Annotated in this window: 26 protein-coding genes and 5 pseudogenes; 15 read left to right on the top strand and 16 right to left on the bottom strand. The window is 68.8% G+C overall.

Translation table 11 applies throughout. The features are described 5' to 3' along the window. From DP939_RS46645 to DP939_RS46640, 5 genes are all read left to right on the top strand, one after another. On the top strand, positions 1 to 218 hold a 218-nt coding region (locus DP939_RS46645; protein ID WP_199565154.1), incomplete at its 5' end, for a hypothetical protein. 343 nt (positions 219 to 561) lie between these two features. Next, the gene (locus DP939_RS44310; protein WP_225878932.1) at positions 562 to 1,323 is read left to right on the top strand and encodes a CocE/NonD family hydrolase; all 762 of its coding nucleotides are present in this window, start codon (positions 562 to 564) and stop codon (positions 1,321 to 1,323) included. Positions 1,324 to 1,362: 39 nt separating this feature from the next. After that, positions 1,363 to 1,692, top strand: coding sequence for a transposase (locus DP939_RS44305; protein WP_113986851.1), 330 nt, complete (start codon positions 1,363 to 1,365; stop codon positions 1,690 to 1,692). Positions 1,693 to 2,321: 629 nt separating this feature from the next. Further along, positions 2,322 to 2,858 (top strand): hypothetical protein, encoded by a 537-nt coding sequence (locus DP939_RS44300; protein ID WP_147268409.1) that lies wholly within the window; start codon positions 2,322 to 2,324, stop codon positions 2,856 to 2,858. 269 nt (positions 2,859 to 3,127) lie between these two features. Beyond that, entirely contained in the window at positions 3,128 to 3,289 is a 162-nt protein-coding gene (locus DP939_RS46640; protein WP_158579012.1) for a hypothetical protein, read from the top strand. A 116-nt stretch (positions 3,290 to 3,405) separates the two neighbouring features. Here the strand turns inward: DP939_RS46640 and DP939_RS44290 are convergent, their stop codons facing one another. Then, positions 3,406 to 3,978, bottom strand: a complete 573-nt coding sequence (locus DP939_RS44290; RefSeq protein ID WP_113986848.1) for a GNAT family protein — start codon at positions 3,976 to 3,978, stop codon at positions 3,406 to 3,408. Positions 3,979 to 4,097: 119 nt separating this feature from the next. Between DP939_RS44290 and DP939_RS44285 the strand changes: the two genes are divergently transcribed. From DP939_RS44285 to DP939_RS44270, 4 genes are all read left to right on the top strand, one after another. Further along, on the top strand, positions 4,098 to 4,334 hold the full coding sequence (locus tag DP939_RS44285) for a hypothetical protein (protein WP_199565832.1): 237 nt from the start codon (positions 4,098 to 4,100) through the stop codon (positions 4,332 to 4,334). Positions 4,335 to 4,360: 26 nt separating this feature from the next. Beyond that, a complete protein-coding gene (locus DP939_RS44280) occupies positions 4,361 to 4,750 on the top strand; it encodes a DUF6262 family protein (protein WP_199565831.1) in 390 nt (129 codons plus the stop codon). Positions 4,751 to 5,032: 282 nt separating this feature from the next. After that, positions 5,033 to 5,929, top strand: coding sequence for a hypothetical protein (locus tag DP939_RS44275; protein ID WP_147268408.1), 897 nt, complete (start codon positions 5,033 to 5,035; stop codon positions 5,927 to 5,929). Positions 5,930 to 6,112: 183 nt separating this feature from the next. Beyond that, positions 6,113 to 6,397 carry a hypothetical protein gene (locus DP939_RS44270; protein ID WP_113986845.1) on the top strand — a complete coding sequence of 95 codons (285 nt, stop codon included), beginning with the start codon at positions 6,113 to 6,115 and terminating at the stop codon, positions 6,395 to 6,397. Positions 6,398 to 6,856: 459 nt separating this feature from the next. Here the strand turns inward: DP939_RS44270 and DP939_RS45820 are convergent, their stop codons facing one another. Continuing rightward, positions 6,857 to 7,186, bottom strand: a complete 330-nt coding sequence (locus tag DP939_RS45820) for a hypothetical protein (protein WP_147268407.1) — start codon at positions 7,184 to 7,186, stop codon at positions 6,857 to 6,859. Positions 7,187 to 7,842: 656 nt separating this feature from the next. Between DP939_RS45820 and DP939_RS44260 the strand changes: the two genes are divergently transcribed. After that, the gene (locus tag DP939_RS44260) at positions 7,843 to 8,061 is read left to right on the top strand and encodes a hypothetical protein (RefSeq protein WP_147268406.1); all 219 of its coding nucleotides are present in this window, start codon (positions 7,843 to 7,845) and stop codon (positions 8,059 to 8,061) included. Positions 8,062 to 8,133: 72 nt separating this feature from the next. On the opposite strand, the gene DP939_RS44255 is transcribed toward DP939_RS44260, so the two are convergent. The 11 genes from DP939_RS44255 to DP939_RS44215 all read right to left on the bottom strand — a co-directional run bounded on the left by DP939_RS44255 (position 8,134) and on the right by DP939_RS44215 (position 17,501). Then, positions 8,134 to 8,541 (bottom strand): hypothetical protein, encoded by a 408-nt coding sequence (locus tag DP939_RS44255; RefSeq protein WP_113986842.1) that lies wholly within the window; start codon positions 8,539 to 8,541, stop codon positions 8,134 to 8,136. Positions 8,542 to 8,571: 30 nt separating this feature from the next. Next, a complete protein-coding gene (locus tag DP939_RS44250; RefSeq protein WP_113986841.1) occupies positions 8,572 to 9,330 on the bottom strand; it encodes an exonuclease/endonuclease/phosphatase family protein in 759 nt (252 codons plus the stop codon). A 77-nt stretch (positions 9,331 to 9,407) separates the two neighbouring features. Then, positions 9,408 to 9,566 (bottom strand): hypothetical protein, encoded by a 159-nt coding sequence (locus DP939_RS46635; RefSeq protein WP_158579011.1) that lies wholly within the window; start codon positions 9,564 to 9,566, stop codon positions 9,408 to 9,410. Further along, positions 9,545 to 10,549 carry a CPBP family intramembrane glutamic endopeptidase gene (locus DP939_RS44245; protein WP_113986840.1) on the bottom strand — a complete coding sequence of 335 codons (1,005 nt, stop codon included), beginning with the start codon at positions 10,547 to 10,549 and terminating at the stop codon, positions 9,545 to 9,547. The genes DP939_RS46635 and DP939_RS44245 overlap by 22 nt, the downstream gene beginning before the upstream one ends. Before the next feature lie 136 nt (positions 10,550 to 10,685). Then, a complete protein-coding gene (locus tag DP939_RS44240; protein WP_147268405.1) occupies positions 10,686 to 11,576 on the bottom strand; it encodes a phosphotransferase family protein in 891 nt (296 codons plus the stop codon). Beyond that, on the bottom strand, positions 11,576 to 13,462 hold the full coding sequence (locus DP939_RS44235; RefSeq protein WP_113986838.1) for a CPBP family glutamic-type intramembrane protease: 1,887 nt from the start codon (positions 13,460 to 13,462) through the stop codon (positions 11,576 to 11,578). The genes DP939_RS44240 and DP939_RS44235 overlap by 1 nt, the downstream gene beginning before the upstream one ends. A 358-nt stretch (positions 13,463 to 13,820) precedes the next feature. After that, a complete protein-coding gene (locus DP939_RS44230; RefSeq protein WP_113986837.1) occupies positions 13,821 to 15,050 on the bottom strand; it encodes a methyltransferase domain-containing protein in 1,230 nt (409 codons plus the stop codon). A gap of 167 nt (positions 15,051 to 15,217) precedes the next feature. Beyond that, a complete protein-coding gene (locus DP939_RS46630) occupies positions 15,218 to 16,024 on the bottom strand; it encodes an SAM-dependent methyltransferase (protein WP_158579010.1) in 807 nt (268 codons plus the stop codon). 370 nt (positions 16,025 to 16,394) lie between these two features. Then, a complete protein-coding gene (locus DP939_RS46625) occupies positions 16,395 to 16,823 on the bottom strand; it encodes a hypothetical protein (protein WP_158579009.1) in 429 nt (142 codons plus the stop codon). A gap of 19 nt (positions 16,824 to 16,842) precedes the next feature. Continuing rightward, complete coding sequence (locus tag DP939_RS44220) at positions 16,843 to 17,184, bottom strand: hypothetical protein (RefSeq protein ID WP_113986835.1); 342 nt, start codon at positions 17,182 to 17,184, stop codon at positions 16,843 to 16,845. Then, positions 17,184 to 17,501, bottom strand: a complete 318-nt coding sequence (locus DP939_RS44215) for a class I SAM-dependent methyltransferase (RefSeq protein ID WP_113986834.1) — start codon at positions 17,499 to 17,501, stop codon at positions 17,184 to 17,186. Before DP939_RS44215 ends, DP939_RS44220 begins: the two co-directional genes overlap by 1 nt. Positions 17,502 to 18,022: 521 nt before the next feature. Between DP939_RS44215 and DP939_RS45815 the strand changes: the two genes are divergently transcribed. Together DP939_RS45815 and DP939_RS48465 are read left to right on the top strand one after the other, a co-directional pair. Beyond that, positions 18,023 to 19,447: a hypothetical protein gene (locus DP939_RS45815; protein ID WP_147268404.1), complete on the top strand. Its 1,425-nt coding sequence runs from the start codon at positions 18,023 to 18,025 to the stop codon at positions 19,445 to 19,447. A gap of 115 nt (positions 19,448 to 19,562) precedes the next feature. After that, complete coding sequence (locus tag DP939_RS48465; RefSeq protein WP_158579008.1) at positions 19,563 to 20,204, top strand: endonuclease/exonuclease/phosphatase family protein; 642 nt, start codon at positions 19,563 to 19,565, stop codon at positions 20,202 to 20,204. Positions 20,205 to 20,395: 191 nt separating this feature from the next. Here the strand turns inward: DP939_RS48465 and DP939_RS48460 are convergent. The 3 genes and pseudogenes from DP939_RS48460 to DP939_RS44195 all read right to left on the bottom strand — a co-directional run. Beyond that, positions 20,396 to 20,533 (bottom strand): annotated as a pseudogene (locus tag DP939_RS48460) (IS5/IS1182 family transposase); the annotation flags it as partial. After that, positions 20,530 to 21,450: pseudogene (locus DP939_RS47440) on the bottom strand (IS701 family transposase); the annotation flags it as partial. The pseudogenes DP939_RS48460 and DP939_RS47440, both read right to left, overlap by 4 nt. A gap of 47 nt (positions 21,451 to 21,497) precedes the next feature. Further along, positions 21,498 to 22,235: a transposase family protein gene (locus DP939_RS44195; RefSeq protein WP_113986832.1), complete on the bottom strand. Its 738-nt coding sequence runs from the start codon at positions 22,233 to 22,235 to the stop codon at positions 21,498 to 21,500. 57 nt (positions 22,236 to 22,292) lie between these two features. Between DP939_RS44195 and DP939_RS44190 the strand changes: the two are divergent. From DP939_RS44190 to DP939_RS48455, 3 pseudogenes are all read left to right on the top strand, one after another. After that, positions 22,293 to 22,577: pseudogene (locus DP939_RS44190) on the top strand (transposase); the annotation flags it as partial. Positions 22,578 to 22,825: 248 nt separating this feature from the next. Next, positions 22,826 to 23,266, top strand: a pseudogene (locus DP939_RS47435) (transposase); the annotation flags it as partial. Beyond that, a pseudogene (locus tag DP939_RS48455) lies at positions 23,259 to 23,444 on the top strand (hypothetical protein); the annotation flags it as partial. The pseudogenes DP939_RS47435 and DP939_RS48455, both read left to right, overlap by 8 nt.

Here is a 23,444-nt window from a genome sequence, read left to right as displayed (position 1 = left end):
AGGTCCGCCACGCCCTGGCGGCTCGCGGCCAGGCCAAGATGGACGGCTTGTACGCCGGACGGCCCGCCGTGCCCACCGGCAAGCTCATCCTCGACGCGCTGGCCGGTATCCGGCTGATCCCGGGCACCGGCCAATCACCCCCGATCATCCCGCACCCCACCGATCTCCAACTCGATCTCCTGGACCTCCTCGACATCGATCCACGAGACCTCCGCTGAAGATCACTCACGTGCGGAAAACGGGGCTAGCAGTACCGGGCCCCGTTGTCGCTGTGAAAGGTCGCGCCGTCCAGGCATCCACCGCGGGTCTGCGCGGTTGTTTGTAGCGCGTCGATGACGAGCTATATGGCGCTTCGTCAACACTGTTTCGAGCCGGTGTTCAACAGGCTCCTGGCTGGGCGCGGGGAAGAGAGATGGTGCGGCCAGCAATGGCCGGGAGGCTGGCATGCCGAGGTTGATAGCCTTCCGCGTCAGGCTGACCCACAGCGGTGGATGCTGATCACAGCGCGGTCGTGGGCAAGGGTGTTCGCCTGATGGCGGAGCAGAGCTCTTCCTCGGCTGGATCAGCATGGTCGCCAACCAGGAGAAGCCGCTTTCCGCCTACCTGTCCGCTGTGGCGTTAGGCGGCAAGAAGCGGGCGCAGGCCGCTCGCCTCCTCCCGCTCACCGAGGCCGACACCATCGCCATCGGCGCTGTGGCCCCGCACTGGCGGGACTGGCTCGCGCATCCCGACGCTGATGACCCATGGTGGTCGCGCGGCGACCACAGCCAGGCGGTGCCGACGGTGACCGCCCCCAACCATCTGGTCAGCGGCTGGGACGACTTCGCGCTGCCCGGCCTGGTCCGCGACTACCAGACGATGCGGAACGCAGGGGGCGAGCCATATCTGACCATCGGGCCGTGGCGGCACTGGGATGCCGAGCTGTCGATGACGGCCCTGCGGGAGAGCCTCACCTGGCTCCGTACCCACCTGCTGAAAGACCGGAGCGGCCTGCGCAAGGCGCCCGTGCGCATCTACGTCAGGGGTGCCGAGGAGTGGCGCAACCTGCCGGCCTACCCGCCCGCCGAGGTACGACCGCAGCGTCTGTACCTGCAGGTGAACGGCGGCCTGGGAGGCGATCTGCCGGTCGGCTCCGCGCCCGGCCGTTACCGTTTCGAGCCGCCGCGAACTCGGTGCCGAAGGCGTGCCGGCTCATCGGTACCGGCATCTCGCGGGCGGAGTACAGCGCGCCGCCACGGGCGCGATGGGCCGGCAGCCTGGAGTACACGCCCCCCTGTACCGGGGCCGAGCCGCAATGATGGGGGGAGCCGGGGGTGGTTCTAGGAGTTCACCGAGAGGTGGGGCGGCCGATGTCCGGCGGTCGTGAAGGTCGTGGGAGAAGGCCGGGGCGCAGTTCGTTCCGTTTCTGCACTCCGATGCGAGGTCCGGCGGGTGATCTGCTCGGCCAATGCGATCGAGTCGGTCAACGCGTGGATCCGGTGGGTGGTGAAGGCGCGTGGCCGCGTCCCGAATGAGCAGGCCGCGCTGGCTCGCGCGTACATGGCGATCATGAGCCTGGAACCGACCGGAAGGGCCGCACACGCTGGGGCACCCGTTTGTGTTCTTGGCCCGCTGCCCGGCCCCTGCAAGATCGACTTGAAGAACGCCATGGCGGCCTGCGAAGGCGCCTCAGTGCAGGAACTGGACTGGTGACACGCCCCCGGACGGCCGGCACACCGCCGTGATCGCGGCCCTGTGGGGCTGGAGAAGGGTGAGGGGTGATAGGGGGACTTAGTTTAGGGGTGAGCTGAGCCTGGCCGCGCCCTTCATGCCACGCGCCGCACCCTGAAGGCGGCCGGCCGCGTTGGACACGACCGAGACACCCTCATCGAGACCGCCCGCGGCGCCCGGCCGGCGATCGGCCGTGCTCCCGGCCGTGCTTCGCCAGATCCTGTGCATCGCCATCGATGCCGCACGCATGAGGTGTCCCGGTCGGCGGAATCGAGGAGCGGCCGCCTTCGCGGTCTTCCCCTGGAGCGGGGCCCCGGCCGTCGGGCACCCCGGGCCCCTGGGAGGCGATGAAACCCGCATACCCTTCCTTTTCCCGGCACATAGCCGTAGACCGGCGTACTACGACAGGCCCGGTGACAAGCTCGGGTACATGGCCACAGACGACACCACTCCCACCGCCCCGCGAGATCCCCGCGGAGCAGAGCCTGCCAGTGAGCACCTGCGTCTGCTTCAGCAGGCGATGGACGCCTGGCGGGCCTGCCGCCGCCTGCCTGACACGACGGACGTGAAGCTCGCGGGCCACGCAGGCGATGAACGCCTACCTTTTCCTCATGGCGAGGACTGAACACCGGGCGGGCGATCCGGTGACGGCCGAGATGGTGACGGCCGAGATGCTGGCGTTGCTGACGGAGTGGGCGCAGATCAACGCCACCGCCCGTGGCCGCCGTTACGGGACCGTGTACGCCCTGGTGCTGGAGATGGGCCGGTGGTACCGGCCGGCGGCGTTCCCGGCAGGCCACAGCCGTCGGCGAGGACCGGCCAAGGCCTGCCATCGCAACGCCGCCCGGCTGGCGGCCGCCGTGCCCGGCTTGTGCTACATCGAGGGGTTCGCGGCCCCCGATCTGGGCGACGGCCAGGTCCTCCCCGTCGAGCACGCGTGGTGTGCTGATGGCGAGGTCGTGGTTGATCCGACCTGGCACGATCCGCCCGGCCGCGCCTACCTTGGGATCCCGCTAACCCTGGCCTACCGTGACCAGGTCCTGCGCGCCCGGCCCCGAGAGCGCCGTTGTGATGCGGTGCTGGATGCCTGGGCCAGCCCCGGCCTGCTGATCGAGGGCGTCCCCGCTCATGCGATCGATCTTCCGTAGCGGGTGAGGGGGCCTGGCGATGTGGTGGAGCGTTGGTCTGGGGCGGGTCGGCCGGTGGCGGGGGCGGTCAGCTCGGTCCGTTGCGCGATGGCCTCGCGCACGACTGGGTCGAGCTGGGTTGCGGCGTGCCGGTTATCACTCGTCAGCGACGCTGACGCCTTCACGATCGCGGCCCGGCGCCTGCGCGGCGGCGCCCTGACCGACGTCGCGCCAAGGTGGCGTTCGATCGGGCGGAGCTGTCGCTGCTTGCGTCCATGGGGAGGGCGGGGTTGGTGTTGCGTGGTGGCCAGATCCACGTCACTGCGGCGCTGGTTGCGGCCATCACCGGCTACCGGTGTGTCGATCCCGGATCGAGCGGCGACCACTACGGCGTGGGGGTGAACCTGGACCTGAGCAAGATCGGCCGATCGTGTCTGCGCACCTACACCTGACCGGTACCGGGGCGCGGGGCTTGAGCGGGAGCCGGGGCGCTGTTCCGGCTCCGTCTCACCTTCGTGGCGCAGGTCGGCGCTTGGGGCCTGGCGCGGGCGAGAGGCGAGCCGGGGGCTCAAAAGTGCGGGCAGGGGTGCTGGCCGGCGGTCCAGGGGCTGTCGCTGCGGCGCCGATATCGCTGATAAAAGCCCTGGGCATGCGCGTACTGCCCGGTGGTGTACCAGCTCAGGTCCGGGTGACGGGCCTCCATCTCGCGCAAGGCCAGCGTGCCGAATCCGCAATAGTGCCATTCGGGTGAGAAGCTGATCTTCTTCAGCAGGCCGATCCCGCAGGGCGCGCAGATCGCATAGTGGACATCCCCGAGCGAGCCCTCTCCCTCGGCGGCGATCGAGAACTCATACGACACGGCCGGCCCGTCATCCGGCCCCCGACGACGGCCGGGCGTGGCGGCGGCCCGCATGATCGCCTCTGCTCGGGCACGGCCGGCCGCCTGGTACAGGCTCCACCCCAGATCGGTGTCCAGCCCGGCGATCGCGATCTCGCCCCAGCCCGTCACCGCCACGGTCTCCTGCGTCAACAGAGCATCCAGGCGGGCCTTCCACGCCTCGGCGAACGCGGCCGGGCCGCGATGCTCATCGTCTTGCTCGGCCACCGTCTGCTGGAAGGCCTCACGGACGATCGCCTGCATCGCCCCCGCTGAGGTTCCGCTGCGTCGGCTGCGACCACTTCAGCACCGACGTCTCCTATCTGTCCGACCTGCGCGCCTACCTCGACGACCTGCTCCGCAACCGCGAGCGCCTCGCCTCCATGGCCGAAGCCGACGACTGGGCCATCGCCGAAGCCACCCCCTCAGATGAGGAGATCAACCGGCTGCGCCGCCTGATCCGCCGCATCACCGAGCAACTCGGCCACCTCACCGACGGCGAACGCCAGCAGATCCAGGACGCCGCCGCGACCGTCCGCAAAACGCGCGCCACCTTCCTCGGCATGCCCCGCATCCACCAGCCCCTGCGCGATCTGCGACCGGAAAGGCCCGCACACTGACGCCCACCAAGACAAGGGGCGGCACCATGCCCGACGCCTCCATCGAGGCGATGCCGCCGGGCCGCCGGGCCGACACCGGCCGCCGCCGCGGACGGGTCATCGCCGCCCTCAACCAAGCCGCCCGCGAGGGAATGGACATCACCGTCTCCCAGATCGCACGGCTCGCCGGCGTCGACCGCACCTTCCTCTACCGCCACCGAGATCTGCTCGCCCAGATCCACGCGCAAGCGGCCGAACCTCAAGCCGTCGCGGGTGGGAAGGGCCCAGCTGTCTCGCGCGCCTCGCTCCAGGCCGATCTGCTGGCCGCCGACACCCGCACCGCCCGCCTCGCCGCCCAGGTCCGCCACCTGGAGAACCGGCTCAGCCAGGCTGGGCGAACAGGTCTATCGCCAAGCAGGGATCGGCGGAGGCGATGACATCGACCAGCTCAAAGCCCGCATCACGACCCTGGAACAGCAGATCGTGGACCTGCAACTCCAACTCGCTGACCGAGACGACGACCTTCAGGCGGGCCCGGGCGGCAAACCGGGAGCTGATGGCCCAGCTCAACCGCCACGCCGATTGATCAAGCAGCCCGTGATCAGCTGAAACACGCGGCGCCCGAGGCGGTGACGGCGGCACCGCACAGGGCGTTCACTGGGGGTATGGCGAGTTATGGCGCTAGCTCCGTAAAACGGCCTCGCCGCACAAAAGCGCAGGTGGAGGCCCTACGGGCAGCGATATGTGAGCTGGCGGAGGCGGCACAGCCGTGCAGCGTCCGCCACGTCTACTACCTCGGCATCGGGCTTGTGTGGGATAAGGACACCGGCCACTCCCGCCGGAACTACTCGGTCGTCGTCCGCGAGGTCGGTCACCTGCGGGAGACCGGGCGGCTGCCTTGGGAGTGGATCACCGACGGAACCCGCATGGTCCGGCAGGAGACCCAGTACGACTCGCTCGACGACGCCATGCAGCGCAACATCGAGACCTACCGGCGCAACCTGTGGGCCTCGCAGTCTCGCCGCGTTGAGGTCTGGTGCGAGAGTGACTCGGTCGGTGGCGTGCTCCTGCCGATCACCTCGGCCTGGGGCGTGGGCCTGTACTCCTGTCGCGGTCAGTCCTCCAAGACCTTCGTCTACGAGGCGGTACAGCAGTACGCGCACCAGGGCAAAGGAGTGACGGTGGTCTTCTGCGGCGACTGGGACCCCACCGGCAGATGTGTCCCTCGTTCCGTGGTCGAGCGGATGGACCGCTACGGCAACGGCGAACTCGACCTGGAGTTCAGGCAGATCGCCATCACCGCCGATGACGTCCGCTCCGGCCGGCTCACCACCCATGACGTCAACACCCGCGACGTCAACTTCGCCCGCTACCGCCAGGAGTGCCTGCGCGAAGGTATCGATCCGCACACCGCCGTCGAGGTCGAAGCCCTCCGCCCCGGGTTGCTGCGGCAGCGGCTCGACGAGACGATCCAGGGCCTGGTCGACGACGTCCGGCAGTGGAACATCGAGTTCAGAACGGAAGGTGCCGAGCGGGAGTTGCTGCGCTCACTGCAAGCCGTGGTGAAGAAGATCGTTCGAGGCGAGTCGCCAATCGAGAGCGAGCAAGATGAGTAGCCCCGTGCACCACACCTGTTGCATCCGCTACAGTCACCTCGACAGCCTCTGAGCTGCGGAGATGCTCCCGGCAACGGTTGAGCGCTCCGGAGAAACCTGGGTGACCATGACCCGGGTGGCGAACACCTGTTCCGTTCGCTCGCCGAAGACGTCACGGCGTTCGCGGCGGCGGCCGGTGCCGAGGTGGCGTTCGAGCGGGTCGCCGTCACTGCCGAGCAGGTGCTCACCTACCGTCTGCCGGCCGCGCCGCCCAAGGCCACCGACCGGCGCTCCTTTTCCGGTACCGCCACCACCCAGGCCGAAGCGCTCCCGCCGGACGTCCTCGCCGCCCTCGTGCGCACGGCGATCGAAGCCCACCGCGACCCGGTCACCCACCAGCAGGTGCTCGCCCGCGAAGCAGCCGACCGCCACATGATCTGCGACCGGCTCGGCCGGTGGGAGGATCTTGGCCGGCCTCCAGCGACGTGAGCCTCACCTGACGATGCAGTGTACGGAGGCGTAGCCGTGGCGGGTGTAGCGCTGGCGGCGCCGGGCGAGCCTGCCGGTGGCCATGATGCCTTCGAGTCTGCGCTGCCCGACCAGCGCGGTCGAAGCACGGCATCAGGAACATCGTCGGCGTCGGTGACGGATCGGTGGAGGAGGCTGTCACCCCTCTTTCCCCAAAAGACAGCCTTCGCTGGGAAGGCCGCCGCCCGCCCCGCCCCATAACGGATGAGCGATCCGGCCGCCATCCGCTTACGCTCCAGCGAGGCTACCCTCAAGATCCGGCGCTCACCGGTCGTCGGACAGCCTGCGGAGGTGTCGCATCCCATTGGATGATCAGCGTCCTTGGCCTGCCCTGCGGGCAGCCCGCCAGATCCCTATGGATCGTCGAGCAGGACACGGTGAGGATCTCCCGGGTACCTGCGATGAGCCGCCGCCTTGGGCCTACAGGCCGGGGGAGGAGCCATCCACCCATCCAGGACGGCCGGTCACAATGGTGTGCCATTCCCTTAACGCAGCCTGTTCCAGCTCCAGCAGGCTGAGCGCAGCCGCCGCAGCAGCATGCTCGCCTTCGCAGACGAGCCGTTCGTAGACGGCGAAGTGAGCCTCGCTCGCGGCGATGGCGCCGCGCAAGCCGCGCAGGTACTGGGCAAGCCACTCATCCACATCCGCGCCGGGGGCGTCGTGGCGGTGCAGGAGATCGAGGCGGGCCACCAGGTCATGGTGTTCGTCAAGGCCGGCCCGGACCGCGGCCAGCCGGTCGACGGTACTCATCGGGAGAGGCCGGATCGGGCGGGCCTGTGCTGCTGGGTGCGGCACGGCCGGGCGAGCGGGGCCGACCGCATGGTGTGGCGCCCGCAGGACTCACGGTGGGCGCGGTGGCCGAGCGGTGGTGTCGAGGGTGCGTGTGATCTGCTCATCGAGGTCCTCCAATGCGCAGATGGTGCCATTTGTTGCATTGGCACGTTCCTGCACTGAGGTGCGGGCGTCAAGACACCGGTGCCAGACTCGTCCAAGTCGTAATCTGCTTTTCGGGTTTCCCTAACGGTGGCCTGCGAGGCTGCGACGGCGGGGAGTGCCGCATGACCGAGGAGTCCCGGCAGGAGCGGCGCGAGCAGGGCAGGGGAGGCCCTCTAAGGTCTCGCAGCGGCACCGCGCGGGTTTTCTCCTTTCCAGAGGGTTCTGCAACCGCCAGGATCATTCTTGACGGCCTTCTGTACCAAATTGGGGTTTTGTCGGCCTGGCTGGGTCGGTAGAAACCGGTACGTGCGCTCCTGGTCGGCCCACCCACCGGAACACACCACGCCGCTGCCACGGCCATCTGTCCGGCCGCCGCGGCGCGCCTGCCGGTCAGCGTGGCCGGTTGACCTATGAACCGCCCGCCCGGCATGCCGGTAGGCCCGGCCCACCTAGGGGATGCCTTCGCGCCGATGCTTGCCCGGAGCATCATCGCTGCCACCTGGGTCCAGCACCAGGTGACCGGCACAGCCCCGCCCGGCACCGTGGAAATGTACGTGCAGATCGGCATGGAGACCGGCGCGGGTCACGCCGCAGGCAGTGTCCTGTACGTGGACGACGTGGTGTGGCGGGCCACCTCGGGGTGGATGCGCCTTGCCGCCGGATCGTTCCTGCAATTGACCCCCGCCTAACGCCCGGCAGGTGAGCACGAAAACGGCAGGCCATGCCCGGGATGCTGGTTGGCGCGGGCTCGCCGGCCGCCGTCACTCGGCGTCCTCCCGCAGGAGGTCGCGGTAGGTGCGGCCGAGGATGACGAGCACGAGAGCCTTCACCGTGACGGGATACTCCCGCCTGGCGTGTAGCTCTCTCGCCGCGGTGTACGGGTTGCGGCCTCGCGCGTATGCGCGGATCGCCCGGACCTGATCGGGTGACAGTTTCCGGCAGTCCGGGCGCACGCGTAGCGGGCGCGGGGCCTCGTCCTGTGCGCGCCGCTCCGCCGCCGACAACAGGTGCCGGTAGGTCTTATCGGCGATGATGTCGCGTAGCGTGGCCGGGCTGGCCGGGAAGCGGCCCGCCAGCTCTTTCGCCGCCCCCTCATTGCCCTTCGCGTAGGCGCGGATCGCCAGGACCTCCGGGTCGGTCAGCCGCCTCCGATATGGGTGCCCGCCCAAGGGGGTCTCCTTATAGCGTTCGAGGGACGGTCAGACGTCGAAAACGCCGAGCACCGGAAAATGATCGGAGTGCGGATCTTCCTCCATGTCCTCCTCCTTGATCGCCTGGTAGTGCTGGACCGCTTTCGCGGGCAGGGTGGTGTAGATCCGGTCCGCCCGGTAGGGCGGGTCGCTCACGGTCGGAGTGGCATCGCCCCACAGGGCGGCGATGTCGATGAATCCGGACTCCTCGATCGCCTCGGCCGCGCCGCGGTCGGCCTTGCGGCGGGCCTTCGCCGGATGCACCTCGGGGCCCGCGGTAACCGTTTCGCCGGCCGCTGCGCCGTTGAAATCCCCGACCAAGATCGCGTCTCTGTCGCGGAACAGGTCCAGCGTCTCGGCTTCGATCTGCCGAAGCAGAGGACTGGACGGCGCGAAATGGGTGTTCAGGAACCACAACGGCCGGTCCCGGCCCTCCACGGCCAGCTCCGCGGCGGCCAGCGCGTGCCAGCGCAGGCCGGAGCGGTCATGGTCTGTGCGGATCACGCGCAGACCGCGCTGCTTCCGTATGAGTATGACGGTGTCGCAGCCGTGGTGGTTGGAGCGGACCATGATCCCGGTCATGCCGAGCCGGTCGGCGGCCTCGTGTAGCGGCCCGTGGCGGCGCTTGCGCCAGTATTTGGCCTCCTGCACGCCGATCAGGTCGGCGTCGAGGCCGGCCAGCCTGTCGATCTGGGCGAAGAACCGCTTCTTGTTCCCGTCGTCGATGCCGCCGTCTTTCAGGTTGTAGCTCACCACGGTCAGTTTCATGGTCCTCGCTCTTTGTATCGGGGGTGGGCGCGCGGGGTCTGGGCGTGCCCGTGGATGGACCAGCGGGATGGGACAGGTCAGATGTTTTGGATCAGCGCCGCCAGCGGCGTGATCAGCGGTTTGACCAGCTCGATCGGCAGTAGCGGCAGGATCGGCGGAAGATGAAAGAAGGCGCAGGCCAGCGCCAATCCCATGTACTCCGGCAGGGGGCGTGTCAGCATGGCGGCGGCCTCCATCCGTTCACGGTGACCGGGGGCGGGCTCGCCGAGCCGTCCAGGTCGCCGGGGCCGGGGTGCGGGGGGCGCGACCGGCGGCGGTCGATGATGCGCCGGACGCCCCGGAGCGTGAGCACCGTCAGGAGGCCGACGGTGATCGCCGTGATGCCGGCCAGGGTGGCCTGTGGTGGGAGGTGGCTGAGCGCGAGGTTGTAGAGCAGGTGCGAGACGACGAGCGGCCACAACCTCTGGTAGCGCAGGATGAGCAGCGTCATCGTGGCCGACATCAGCACCGGCCCGAAGGCGCCGCCTCCCATGTACACATGGACTGCGGCCCGCACGGCGGCGTTGATCGCCACGATCGCCCAGACCGGCATGCCGCGCCGCCGCAGGCCCAAAGCGATCAGCGCCGAGGTGGCTTCTTCCATCACGCTGCTCCGCACGATCGAGGCCAGCAGCATGGGTTCGCTGGTGATGCCGAGGGCCTGCGTCTGCGTCTGGGCGGGGCCGGGCGGCGGCAGCAGCGCCTTGCCCAGGGACATCAGCGCGGCGGAGGCGAGCATCACCGGGATCGGGATCAACGCCGGCAGCACATCCCTTCGCCACCGCAGCGGCAGCAGGTGCGCGGCCGGACCGAGATGACGGACGGCGAGCATCCCGCACAGCGCGGTCAGGGCCAGGCAGAAGACGACCGTGGACCACGGGGACGGCAGCGTAGGCACGGCGATGGCCGCGCCGATGCCCGCACCGGCGACGGCGGCGCGCCGGCCCGGCCGCAGCGCGGGCAGGCAGTACCCGGTGAGCGCGAGGATGGGCAGCAACGTCAGCACCGGGCCGACGAACGTGAGGAGCACCGATCGGCTGGGCGCGCTGGGGAGCCACGGCAGGACGGTCAAGGCCACCGAGGGCAGGTAGGCCACCACGGTGATGACCAGCCCGGCCTGTAAGGGGCGGGCACGGAACGGCGCGCGAGATGCGCCGGGGAGGGGTGAGGGGGTTGTCATGAGACTGTTCCTGGGGGCCTCGTGATCAGTAGTCGCCCCGCCCACGCAACACAGAACGGGGCGGGCGGGCACAGGTGGATGAGCGGGCAGCAACAGGCGGCCAAGGGCGCCCCGGGCGCAACGCCCGCGATGCGGCTCATCCGGCGAGCCGGAGTTTCAGCCATGCGCGGCCACGGCTGGCGGCATGCTCCCACCCGGCGCGAGCCGAGGCGGGCGCGTGCGCGGCCTTGTGGAGGCGGCCCATGGTCCACAGGGCGATCAGCCGCGTGACCAGGTCGGGCGGCGCGGCCTGCCACACCGCGAGGTCGGCCAGCAGGGATTCGGTCCGCCGCGGCGAGTGCCCGGCGACGATCAGCCAGGGGCCGAACAGGACCGGTTCGACCCAGGCCGGGCCCTGGCAGGCCAGTCCCCAATCCAGCACCAGCGTGTTCCCCGCGACCAGGCGGAGCGCGCCCGGGTGCAGTCCGAAGTGCAGGAACGTGTCGCCCACCAGGGCCGGGTCGAATCCATCCAGCACCTCGGCGTACATCGCCCGGTTGGCGCGGGGGAGGGCGCTATCGCTGTCGTCCAGCATGGCGTGTGCCTTGGCCAGCAGATTGGACAGATGGTCCGATATCCGGGGCGCGCCGGGCGGGCACGGAGTCAGGAGATCGCCGAGCCGGGCGATGGTCGCCAGCGCCATCGCAACATCGCCTGAGCCGGGCGACAGGTCCACTGGTGCGCCGGCCACGAATACGTGGGCCATGGCGACCCACCCGTGAGCGACACTGGACCACCGCATCCGCGGGGCCGGGACATCGCCAGGCAGGATCAGCCCGACCCGGTGCTCGCGCTCATACAGCCAGGCGGCGTCATCGTCACGTGGGCACGCCTTGAGCCAGGTGGTCCTGCCGTCGGCGTGCCATAGCCGGGCGGCGATCCCCGGCAGCGCCCCGCCGGTCCTCGGCTCGGCCTTGATGACCGCGCCGAGCCGGTTCTCCAGGTCATCGCGGAGGCCGGGCGGCAGGTCCGGCCACTGGATGCGCATCAGCGCCACCTGCCGGAGGCCGCCGCCCTGGTGACGGCGTCTGCGGCCGGTGCGTCGTGCCCGGTGAGCCGCCGGGTCGCCCACACGATGAGCCCGACGGCGACCGTGCCCATCACGAGCGTGGTCATCGCCGACGGCAGGTAGCTCACCACCAGGTCATAGATCGCGTGCGCGGCGACGAGGGGCCACAACCGGCGGCAGCACAAGAACAGGGCGGTCATCGGGACCGCCATCGCGACCGGCCCGAGGGAGCCCCCGGCGGCGTACAGGTGGACACCGATCCGCAGCACGGCCGTGATCGTGAAGATCACCCACGGTGGCACGCTGCGCCGGAGCAGGCCCATGATCAGCAGCGCGGAGGTCGCCTCTTCCAGGACGCTCGTCCATACGATCTTCGCCAGCAGCTCGGCGTCGCTGGTGATCCCCAGCGTCGCCATCTGGCTCTGCTCGGAGCCGGGCGGGGGCAGCCACTCCTCCATCCGGATCATGATGTCGCTGGCGAACGACATCGCCGGAAGCGGCACCATCAATATCAGCAGGTCACTGCGCCGGACCGGAAACGCCCCCGCGGCCGGGCCGAGATGGCGGAAGGCGAGCCAACCGGCCAGCGCGGCTATCACCAGCGGATCGGCGATCGACATCCACGGCTCCGGCAAGTAGTCCACACCAACCAGCACGTTGGCGACGACCAGGGCGACGATGAACCGATTCCACGGCTTGAACCCGGAGCCGCACCACCAGGCCAGCGCCCAGGTCGCGGCGTTCACCGCCATGTGGTAGGCGAACGGCATCTGCGCGCCTTCCCGGCTGGTCTGGTGCATCCAGCCCGCCACGGTCGAGATCATCGACGGCACGTACGTGGCCAGGCACAACAGCAGCCCGACCGTCAGCGGATGGGAGGCATCAAGGGCGTCGCGGCGGACCCGACGGCAGTACCAGGCGCGCAGCCACATCGGCGGATGCGACGGCTGAAGCCGGTTCGCCGCTGCCAGAACACGCTGCCACCAGGGCCAGGCACGGTCACAGGCCCGGAACCGGCGGGGAGTGCAGGTCGCGAAGAACTGCCCGCCGTCGCCGTGCGCGCGTGCGGCGGCGTGATCGCAGGCCAGTTCGACCGCCCAGTGGCTCAGCGTGACCGCGACCCGCACAGCGAGGGCCGCGATCACGGCGGTGGCCACGGTGGGGGCCAGCAGCCCGGCGAGGAAGGGCCCGTAGAGGATCGCCACCGGCAGCAGGAAGTGGGGGATCTTCAGGGCGGAGGCCCGGTGCCGGGCCTCGTGGGCCAGCACGAACTCCAGCATGTCCAGGCGCGATGCGCGTAGCAGTTCGCGGCCCACGGCGATGAACGGCGCGGGGAACGGCCGCATCGCCGGCTGGGTGGTGGCGTTCCACTCGAACGCGCAGTCCCCGCGGTGGTGATGGCCCGGCATGGTGACCTCGGCCAGGAGCACCCGGTCGGCCCCGGTGTGCCGCGCCACCGCAGCGGCGGCCTCATCCAGCGCGCAGGCGACCGGCGGCGGGAGAGACGCCCGCAGCGCGTCCTGGTAGGGATCGATGCTGTCGGTGTCGAGGGTGTGGGTGGGTCGGCGGGTCCGGCCTCGGCGCAGCCACCCGCCCGCCTTGATGGCCAGGGCAGGGACGATCAGCACGGCGAGGACGATCAGCACGGCGAGGACGATCAGCGCAGCGACGAGCTGGCTGAACAGCAGCATGTGCAGCGCCATCCCGGCCAGCAGGAACTTGACCGGGACGATGTAGAGCGCGGTGAACCTTCCTAGCGGGGTATGCGCGCGGATCAGATGCCCGATGTAGTCCGGGAAGGCCAGGGCGATGGTCCGCTCCGATGAACGCGGTAAGGGGACGGGAGGGGCGGTTGGTGGGGTCATTGGTCTCGTGTCGGGGGTCGTGTCGGGAAGGGGATGCTGGTCAGGCCGGGACGTCAGCCACCGGCCCCCAAGGGACGCCTGCCCTCCGCAGCACGCGGATGCAGGAGGTGTAGGTGCGGGCGATGAGGATCGTCATCTGCTGCCTTCTTTCTGATGGAGGGGGGGCGGCTTCGGGCACGCCGGAGCCACCCCTACGGGGGGATGGGTGTGCGAGGGGTGCGGCCGTGAGCCCCCGGCTCAGGGGTGGAGGCCCACGGCCACGCGAACCCCTCCGGTTGACGGGGCATCCGGAGAGATGGACACCTCCGGAGGGGGGCTCACGGGGAGGCGAGGCAGCCGCGTCTTTCAGCCGCCGGGGTCAGCCGCGAGGGTCGCGTCTGGCCGGCGCCAGCGGGGCGAGGGTCCTGCCGGGATGGTCCAGCCACATGACCTGGCCCTCGGGGGAGACGGTCATCCCGAATCGGTCCGGGCCGGGCTGGCCCCATGCCAGCCAGGCGGTGCAGGCCGCCTCGATGGTGTCCCACAGGTCGTGGTCGCCGCCCTGAAGGACGTCGGCGTCGGGTGTTCCGGGGATGGTGGCCACCCGCGCCCAGGAGCTGCCGCCGAGTTCGGCCAGCCGCATCACATACGCCCCGCCGCCGCCGTGCGGTTCGTAGCAGGCTCTGGTGAGGATGGCCGGGGCCAGGGCGGCGAGGGTCAGCAGCAGCCCGCCCGGCGGGGCGGCCAGCACCCGCGGGTCCAGGCGGGTCGTGGTGTGCCTGCCGCCCTCCTCACCGTGCTCATCGATCCGCTCACGCTGGTCGCGCAGCATCATGCAGGAGGCGGCCGGGCCGCAGAAGCGGCCGGTCGCGGTGCCGCCGCGCATCACGGTCAGCACGAGCCGCTGCCCGCCGTGACCCGCCCCGGCGGGCGGCGGCATGAACGGCAGCACGATCCGCCCGCCGGGGCGGGTCTGCTCGATCCACTCCTGCGGGATCGACCACACGCCGCAGGCGACATGGACCCGGTCATAGGGCGCTTCGTCCCGGTATCCGTACCGGCCGTTGCCCACGGCCAGGGTCGGGCTGCAGCGGGCCTGGGCGAGGTTGGCGGCGGCGGTCTCGGCCAGCGCCGGATCGACCTCGATCGTGGTGACGGCCTCATCGCCGAGCCGCCAGGCCAGCAGCGCGGCGGTCCACCCGGTGCCCGTGCCGATCTCCAGCACCCGGTGGTGATCCTCCAGGCCGAGCAGGTCCAAGGACGGGAAAAGGGTCGACGGCGCGGGCAGGGCGCACGTCGGTTCCGCCGCGCTGTCGGTGACCTCGGCCGCCCCGTCGGCCCGCTGGACGATGATCGAGCAGTCGGTATAGGCCGCCCGCCACCAATCCGCCCGGTCGATCGCCTGGTCGATCACGCGGGAGGACTCCCCGGCCTGGCAGGCATCCGCGTACGCCTGCCAGGGAACGAACCGGTGCCGGGGGACCTGGTGCATCCCGGTGATCCAGGCCCGGCTGCGATGATCGCGCACGTCGATGGCCCCGCGGCTGGCCAGGTAGGCGGCCAGGGCGTCGATGGCCTCACGCCGGCGGACCTGCTTCCACATGCTCATGACGTCCTTGCCCTATTCGTTTTCGTTATTTGTCGCTGTTGGAGACACCCGGGAGGGGGTGCAGGTCGGTTCGCAGGGGGTTGCCCGGGCCGTTGTTGCACGGGCCGCAGGCCTGGATCGGCACGGACCGCGGCGCGGATCTGCCCGGCCGGGGCAGGAGACGCGCTTCAGCTCTTGTGCCCGATCCCACCGAGCACCGATACCGGCATCCGCACGGGGCCGCCGTTCTGGTAGATCTCCAGGCCGGGCAGGTCGTCATCGTCGTCATCGTCGTCGTCGGGGAGGATGCGGTCGATCGGCTGCACCGGCTCGGTCAGTGTCAGGCCGGCGAAGAACGCGGTGAGCTCACCGGCGTCTCGCAGGACGGGCTTCACGCCGGGCACGTCATACGCCTCGGCCGCTGCCGCCAGCATCGGGTCGTTCGTCGCGTGGGAGATGACCACATAGGACCCGGCGGGCAGGGCGTCCACCAGCCGCCGGACGATGGCGTGGACGCCCGTGTCGTCCGGGAAGAAGTGCAAAACCGCGATCATCATCAGCGCGATCGGCCGGTCGAAGTCCAGGGTCTCGGCCGCGCGCCGCAGGATCAGCTCCGGATCGCACAGGTCGGCCTGCACCATGCGCGTGCGGGCGTTGGTGGCCAGCAGGGCATGTCCGTGGCGGATGACGACCGGGTCGCGGTCCACGTAGACGACCTCGGTCTCCGGGACGAGGGCCTGGGCCACTTGGTGGATGTTCTCCTGGGTCGGCAGCCCGCATCCGATGTCGAGATACTGGCCGACCAGGTTGTGGTCGGCCAGGTGCCGCACCACCCGGATCAGCAGGTCCCGGTTTGCTCGCGCCAGCTTCGGGATGTGCGGGGCTCGTTCAGTGATCTCCTTCGCCACCTTCCGGTCGGCGGGGAAGTTGTCCTTCCCGCCGAGCAGGCGGTCATAGACGCGGGCGGTGTTCGCGATGCTTGGGTCGATCGTCATCAAGTACTCCGTGGCGGCGAGACGGGGTGAGGGGCGCGGGCGGATGACCGGCCAGGGTGCGGGCCATCCGCCCGCGCGGCGCGGTAGGGCCCCGGGCGATGAAGGGGCCGCCGCGCAGCAGGGATGGTGTGGGTGGCGCGGGCAGGGAGAACTCCTCGTACCTGCCCGCGCCGGGCGGGCCCTCGGCGGCCCGCCGTACGGCACGGCGGCGCGCTGCGCGTCCTGGCCGCGCCGCCGTACCCGATCAGGGAAACGCGGGCCGGGCCGGGGCCGCCCGCTTCGGCCCGGCCGCGTCTGCCGGCGACCTGCCGGGGGTGGTGCGGCAGCAACCGCGCCGTGCTGCCGCACCTGCTCGTGGGTGTGGGGGTCATCAGCTCCGGCCCGCCCGCACAGGAAGCAGACGTGGGCAGGTAGGCGGTTTGCCATCCGCCCGTCCGCGTTCACGGGCCACCAGGCGGCCCATGCCACCGGGCGGGGCAGTGATCTCGCGCTGCCGTTCCGGACCGGGGAGGTCATAGGCAGTGGCGCCGTCCCAGGCGTCGCCATGGATCACGTAGGACACCCGACGGCTGCGGCAGGCGGTCACCACCGTGGGCCCGTACTCGTAGTCGCCGCCGACCGTGGACACCCAAGCGTGCTGGACACGGCCCCGCCCGTAGGCGTAGGAGTCCAGGGCGCGCAGCATCTCCTTCTCGGCGCACGGGTAGGGGCTGTCCGTCACGCCGCTGGTGCGGCTGTCACCGGTTTCGACCTCCCAGACGAACACGTGCCCATGCTGATGGGCCGCCTGGAATTCCACGCCCGGGATGGTGGCGTGGTCAGCGGGCCGGCGTGGCATGAGCGTCCTCTCCGACTTTGACCGGCCGGTTGAGCCGGGCACGGTCGTGGGCGAGAGCCGTGGCCGCATCGTCCACGCTGGTGTAGCGGGCGGCGGCCCGGCGGTGGCCGCGGGCGTCGGGCGGCGGCTGCCAGTGGATCCGGTCATGCGCCACGGTGACGACCAGGCCGTGGCACACGGACACCAGGACCGTGGCGGCACCGGGCTGGGCGTCCGCGTGGACACCCCGGGATGCGAGCGCGGCGACGAGCTGCCGGGCGCGCTCCGCAGCCGCCGCCACCGCGCACGCGTGGAGCGGGTTGTAGAGCATCAAGGAATCCATCAGGCCACCTCGGGACGGGATTCTTCGGGGGAGCCATAGGCGTTCAAGTCGGCCAGGCAGCCGAGAATCAGCGCGTTGCCGACGTCCTCCGGCGGCGGGCCGAGCTTTGGCCGCCACTTCGACACCTCGACCAGCCCGGGTTCCTCCAGATCGCAGCCCTCCAGCAGGCTGTCACCAGCCGCCCGCTCGGGAGGGAGAGCGTCTTTCCCGCCACCCAGGTAGGCATAGACCCGAGCGGTGCTCGGCATGGTCGGGTTGAAGGACCTTTTGCCGGATACATCCTGCCCGCTGTACGGCGGCACCGTATCCTCACCCATTAGGTCGCACCTCTCTCTAATGCGGCCAAGGAGCCCGTCGCCGCTGCCGTTGCTCGACGGGCTCCCGCATTTCATCGGGTCGGAACCTCTGCATCTGATCAAGGGCCCGGCCGGTGCTGGATTCACCGCGCCCGGGCCCGCCTGCTGTCCGGGCCCCTGGTCTTCGAGGACCCGGGCTGCCGTCTGCGAGATCGACCGTGTCTCTCGCAGTGCCCCACAGTTTCACCCCCCGTGGCCTTACGCGTGCACGCCAAGGACGGTTAGCCTCTATGCGTAAGACGCATAACGCCCGGTGACTCGGGTAGGTCAGCTGACTAGACTTGAGCCCAACAGCCGAAACGTCATCCCCGAACAGGACGATGTAGATGAATGCGCGCGCCTCAGCGTCCAACTGCCGTGAGTGTGGTAGGCGCTTGGCTCGGGACAACCGAGACGACCTGTGCGCCGCATGTGGCCGTAAGGCTCGCGATATCCTCTTCCGTCCGCCAGCGGTACCCGCTTCCTTCTGGGAAACACCGCAGATGCAGGAAGCCCTTGCCGCACAGCACATGGGCAAGGTGCTGCATGCATTCCGGACGCATCATTACCACGGGCGAAGAATTCCGCAGTCAGTAGCCTGCGGCTGGCTGTACCTCACACAAACGCAGATAAGCCGCATCGAAACAGGCCCTCCAATGCATGACTTGCATCGCCTTACGCAGGTCGCGCATATCTTGGGTATCCCCGCGCATCTACTGTGGTTCGCACCATCGGAGGAAGAAGAACCACAGGATGCGGCCGATCCAACCAATACCAATGCAGAACCAATCCCCGACGACAATGTGTGGCAGGCCATGAGCGCCCTGCTTCGCCGCACCTTTCTTAAGGGTGGGCTAGCGACGGTAACTCCGAGCCTGTTTGGGCTCGAACACGGTACATCATCGGCACCACGCATTCCCGAGCCGCCGCCCACATCGTGGGCTGATGCTATTTACACGACCGTGCTCAATCCTACGGATGCTGCCCGACAGGCAGCCACGACATGGGGCGGCGAACTCAGCCAGCAGCAAAACACGCTGTCGGTACTGCGCCAGGCCACCGCTCATGCTGTGCGAGTCTCCCTTGCCTCCGACTATGGAGAGTTGGCGGAGACACTTCCACTCCTCATCGGAAAGGTAGAGCTGGCCCACATTCAGGCCAACGGCGAGGGTGAGCCGTCCGCACAGCAACTTTCCTCAGACGTTTATGCGGTCGCGGGGTGGACGCTCATCAAAGCCGACAGTCCGATTGCGGCATGGCTGGCTGCCAATCGTGCAATACAAGCGGCCGAGGCCGCTTGCGATGCGTTGCGCGCGGCTGCGGCGACTCGGTGTCTGGCCGAGGTATACATGCGTGCGGGCAACTTCGAAGAAGCAACCCGTACTGCCTTCTTGGCCGCAACCTATCTCGACACTGCACCGCGTAACGCGCCACGTAAAACCGTGCTCTGCCTGCGGGGGGCAGCCCTCCTTAGCGCCGCCGCCGCTTCCGCTCGGCGAGAGGACAGGCGAGAAGCACATATCGCCCTCAAGGCCGCCGCCGCTTGCGCCTGGGAACTGGCAGAAGACCGAGCCGACTTCGGCACAGTCTTTGGGCCAACGAACGTGGCTATTCACAAAGTGGCCATTCCGATTGAGCTGGGTAATGCGCGCGAGGCCATTGAACATGTCCCCGAGGTGAACTTGGCCCGCATGCCGCGCTTGCTCTCTGAAAGGCGATCCCGCTTTCTGATTGACGTTGCACGCAGCCATGCTGCACTCAAGAGCGACTCGGCCGCCCTGGCCGCACTTTTGGAAGCTGAGAACATTGCTCCGGATGAACTCCGACACCATCGGCTGACTCACAGCGTTGTGCGAAATCTGCTGGCGCGGGAACGTCGATCGTCTGATGTCAGGGCCTTGGCTGCACGCTGCAACCTTCTCGACTAGGGAGTCCGTGACACACATGTCCGTTTCTAGTCGCAAGGTAGCCGGCCGTGTACGCCTCCTGCACTGGAATATTCATTCCTGGCAGGGTACGTCCGGCGCCGTCAACATGGCAGCAGTGAGCAAACTCATTACCGATACCGATCCGGACGTTATATCCCTCGTTGAAGTGGACGAGTCGTGGGGGACACCAGAGATTCTGGCGACCCTGGCCGAACGGCTGGGGTATGCATGGGTGTTCACACCCACCTTTGAGTTCGGAGACCAATCCCCGCGCGGCGGCTTTGGCAATGCACTTCTTACCAAGTTGCCGATCCTGGCCGTGCAGCAATGGCAACTGCTCTGGCCTACCAAGGTGTACGACGGTTCCGAACCGTCTGAGCCTCGTTCGGCCGTCTTCGCCAAGGTGGGCTATCCCGAGCAAGCGCTGTGGGCGGGAAGCACCCATTTGCCGCGTCGTGACGAAAACGTCCGGCGTGAAGCACTTGACCGGCTGCTCAGCATTGCAAACAAGCTGAATGAGCCGTGGGTAGTGTGCGGAGACTTCAACCTTCCAGCGTCGGCATGGGTGAGCGACGGTGGTCCACTCGTGGTGGCTCCAGAACCGGCAGTAGCGACGTATCCGGCTGAGGACCCTACGGAAGCCATTGACTACTGCGTGGCATCGTCCGGTACGACGCTTGAGGCTGAAGTACTGCGGGTGACGGGATCGGACCACTTGGCGATCTTGGCTGACTTGCTCCCTGGGGCCGCGACATGAGGGACGGGGTTCCCACCCTCACAACGGGGCGCGGCGCGGCCTGACCAGGGGCGCAGCACGAATGCACAGATCGGTGACCTGCTCGCCAACCGGGGGACTGACCCGCTGCTGAGGTTGTACCTCTGGGCCTACCCCGCCGGGCTCGACTGGTTCTCGGCTCTTGCGCAGGCTCCCAATACAGTGAACCCTTTTCATCCTTGGGCAGCTTCGTAGTTCTGGAGTACCCCGATGGCCTTGCACAGGTGGCCGGCCTTGCTCGGGCTGCACCGGAACTTGTGGAGGATGGCCCAGCTCTTGAGCTGGGCGTTGGCCCGCTCTTCCGGACCGCGATCTTCACCAGCGCCGCCAAAGGCATCGGCTGGGGCGCGTAACAGCGGTAGAACGCCAGTTCACCGGTGGTCAGGTTGCGGCGGATCAACAGCCACCGATACCCGTGCCCTTCCCCTTCGTCGTCGGCTTCGGGGCCGGGACCATCGATGCGAGCCCAGGCCCAAGCGTACCAGCGTGGGCCTTTGGCACCCTGACCGGCGCGGTAACGATGCCAGTGCCTGCCGGCCACACCGGTGGCGATGTCGGCCACGTCGCGGCCGACGCCCTTCAGTTCGACCCGCAGATTCCCCGCGATGGCCAGTACATAACCGATCCTGCGCCGCTCCAGCATGGCGCGCAGCCGCGGGTCTTGACCGTAGACCTCATCACCACTGACCCACCGCGCCGCAAGACCGGCATCCAGCGCATCGGCGACCATCTCGGCGGCGAGCGCGGGCTTGGTGGCGAAGGTGGTCTGCGCTGGGACCCCGGCCGCGTGGCAGCGGCCCGGATCGGCGATCCAGGAGCGTTCGGGCAGGTAGAGCCGGCGATCTAGCAGGGCCCGGCCGCGTGGGGTGGTGTAAACCAGGAACACGCCGATCTGGCTGTTTTCGATCCGGCCGGCGGTGCCGGTGTATTGCCGCTGTACCCCGGCCGACCCGTTGCCCTTCTTCAAAAATCCGGTCTCATCGACGATCAGCACTCCGTCGTGGCCGAGGTGGTCGATGATGAAGGAGCGCAGGTCATCGCGTACGGCGTCGGCGTCCCAGCGGGCGGTGCGCAGCAGGTGTTGCATCGCCTGGGGGCTGGTGAGCCCGGCGTGTTCGGCCAGGTTCCAGCAGTTCTTGCGTTCCAGATCGGATTGCAGGCCGCGGATGTAGGCGGTGGCGGTTCGACGCGGTTCGATCCTGTTGAAGCGGCCGGCGATCCGGGCCATCAGGTCGTTGAAGGTGACCATCTAGCCGGGTCTACAGTGAGCCTTTTTCACCGGGTCTCGCGGAGTTGTAGTACGAGGATGGCCTTGACGAGTTGACCTGCGCGGAGCGGGCAGCAGCGGAGTTTGTGCAGAATACGCCAGGTCTTCAGCTGCGCGTTGGCGCGCTCTCCAGGTCCGCGGAGCCTGGCGTGGGCGGCGTTGGCATCCTTTTGGGACTGCGGCTTGCCCTTGCCCTTGTAAGGCACCAGAACGTGCTCACCGGCGCCGACATATGCCTTGTCGGCCAGGGTGAGCAGCCCGGATGCCTCCAGGCGGCGCAGGATGCCCCAGATCCGGGCGGCCGTCAGATCGTGGGTGGAACCGGGCAGGGAACCGGAGGTCCACAGGATGGTGCCGTCCGGGGCGGCCAGGACCTGGATGTTCATGCCGTGCTTTTTGTGCTTGCCGGAGTAATAGGGCCGGTCGGCGGCCACACGGTCGATGGGGATGAGCGTGCCGTCCAGGATGAGGTAGGGGTATCCGGCGCGTTTGGCGGTGCGCAGGGCCTGGTCCAGTCCGGGTGAGCGGGCGGCGAGCAGGGTGATGGCCTCGGTGACGTAGCGCCAGGCGGTGGCCAGGCCGATGGCGAAGGCGGCGGCGAGTTCGGCGTAGGTTTCGCCTTTTCGCAGGTGGACCAGGACGAGCATGGCTTGTCGGCCGGGGGTGAGGCGGCGTGGTGTGGAGTTGATCTGCCGTCGGTGGCGTCGCAGGATGCCGGCCAGGTGGTTCAAGGTTTGAGATGACATTGGCAGTGAATCGCCCCGGGTTCGGTGGAGACTTGATCTCTTGAGAGGATCGAGTCCATGCCAGGTAAGTCTCCCTACCCTGCCGAGCTGCGCCGCCGTGCGGTGCGGATGGTCGCCGAAGTGCGACCGGATTACCCGACCGAGTGGGCCACGATCAACGCGGTGGCGACCAAGCTCGGCATCGGCACCGCGGAGACACTGCGCAGCTGGGTCCGCCAGGCCCAGATCGACGAGGGCCGCCGGCCTGGCCGCACCAGCGATGAGTCGGCGGAGTTGAAGCAGCTGCGCCGAGAGAACGCCGAACTCCGTCGTGCGAACGAGATCCTGAAGGCCGCCTCCTTAGATTCAGACGATCAACGTAACACTGCATGTGGATGGGTGGATCGTGGCTCGGATGGGTCGGCCGGGAATGTCGGACGCGATGAAAGAAGACCTGTGGCGGCGGTGGGGCGCCGGTGACTCCATCAGCGTGATCTCCCGGGCACTGGGCAAACCCCCGGGGTCGGTCTTCACAGTGCTCAAGCACCACGGCGGCATCGCGCCGGCCGAGCGGGTGCGCCGGGCCGGCCGTTTGACCTGAAGAGCGGGAATCGATCTCTCGCGGCCTTGAGGCCGGCGCCTCGCTCCGTGCGATCGCCGTGTCGATCGGTCGCCCGGCATCCACGGTGAGCCGGGAGGTCGCCCGCAACGGCGGCCGGGTCAAGTACCGTGCCCTCGCCGCCGAGCAACGCGCTCAGCAGCAGGCACGCCGCCCGAAACCATCCGCCCTGCACGACAAGCCGGTGCTGCGCCGGCTGGTGATCGAACTGCTCGACAACGAGTGGTCCCCGGAGCAGATCGTGGGACATCTACGACTGGAGCACGCCGGTGACCCGCTCATGCGGATCAGCCACGAGAGCATCTACCGTGCGATCTACACGACCCGGTGGAAAGTGATCCCGCGGCACCTGTGCACCGAACGGTTCTGCCAAGATTTTCGTGGTAACTGCCTGCAACTGATCACACACGTGCCGATAGTTGCATATGCGTGATTCCGATCAGGAACTGTTGGACCTGCTTCTTCCGCAACTGAGCGACGTGCAGGTGGAGCAGGTACGCCGTGACGAAAAGACGATCCGCGTTACGGCCCAGGCCCGGCCGGACGATGCCCGGCCCTGCCCGTCCTGCGGGACGCTGACACACCGGATGCACGGGCGTTACCGGCGCCAT

This window comes from Spongiactinospora rosea, assembly GCF_003315795.1.
Classification (GTDB): Bacteria; Actinomycetota; Actinomycetes; order Streptosporangiales; family Streptosporangiaceae; genus Spongiactinospora; species Spongiactinospora rosea.
Note: the sequence above shows the minus strand (reverse complement) of the source record. Positions and strands in the feature narration are given on the sequence as shown.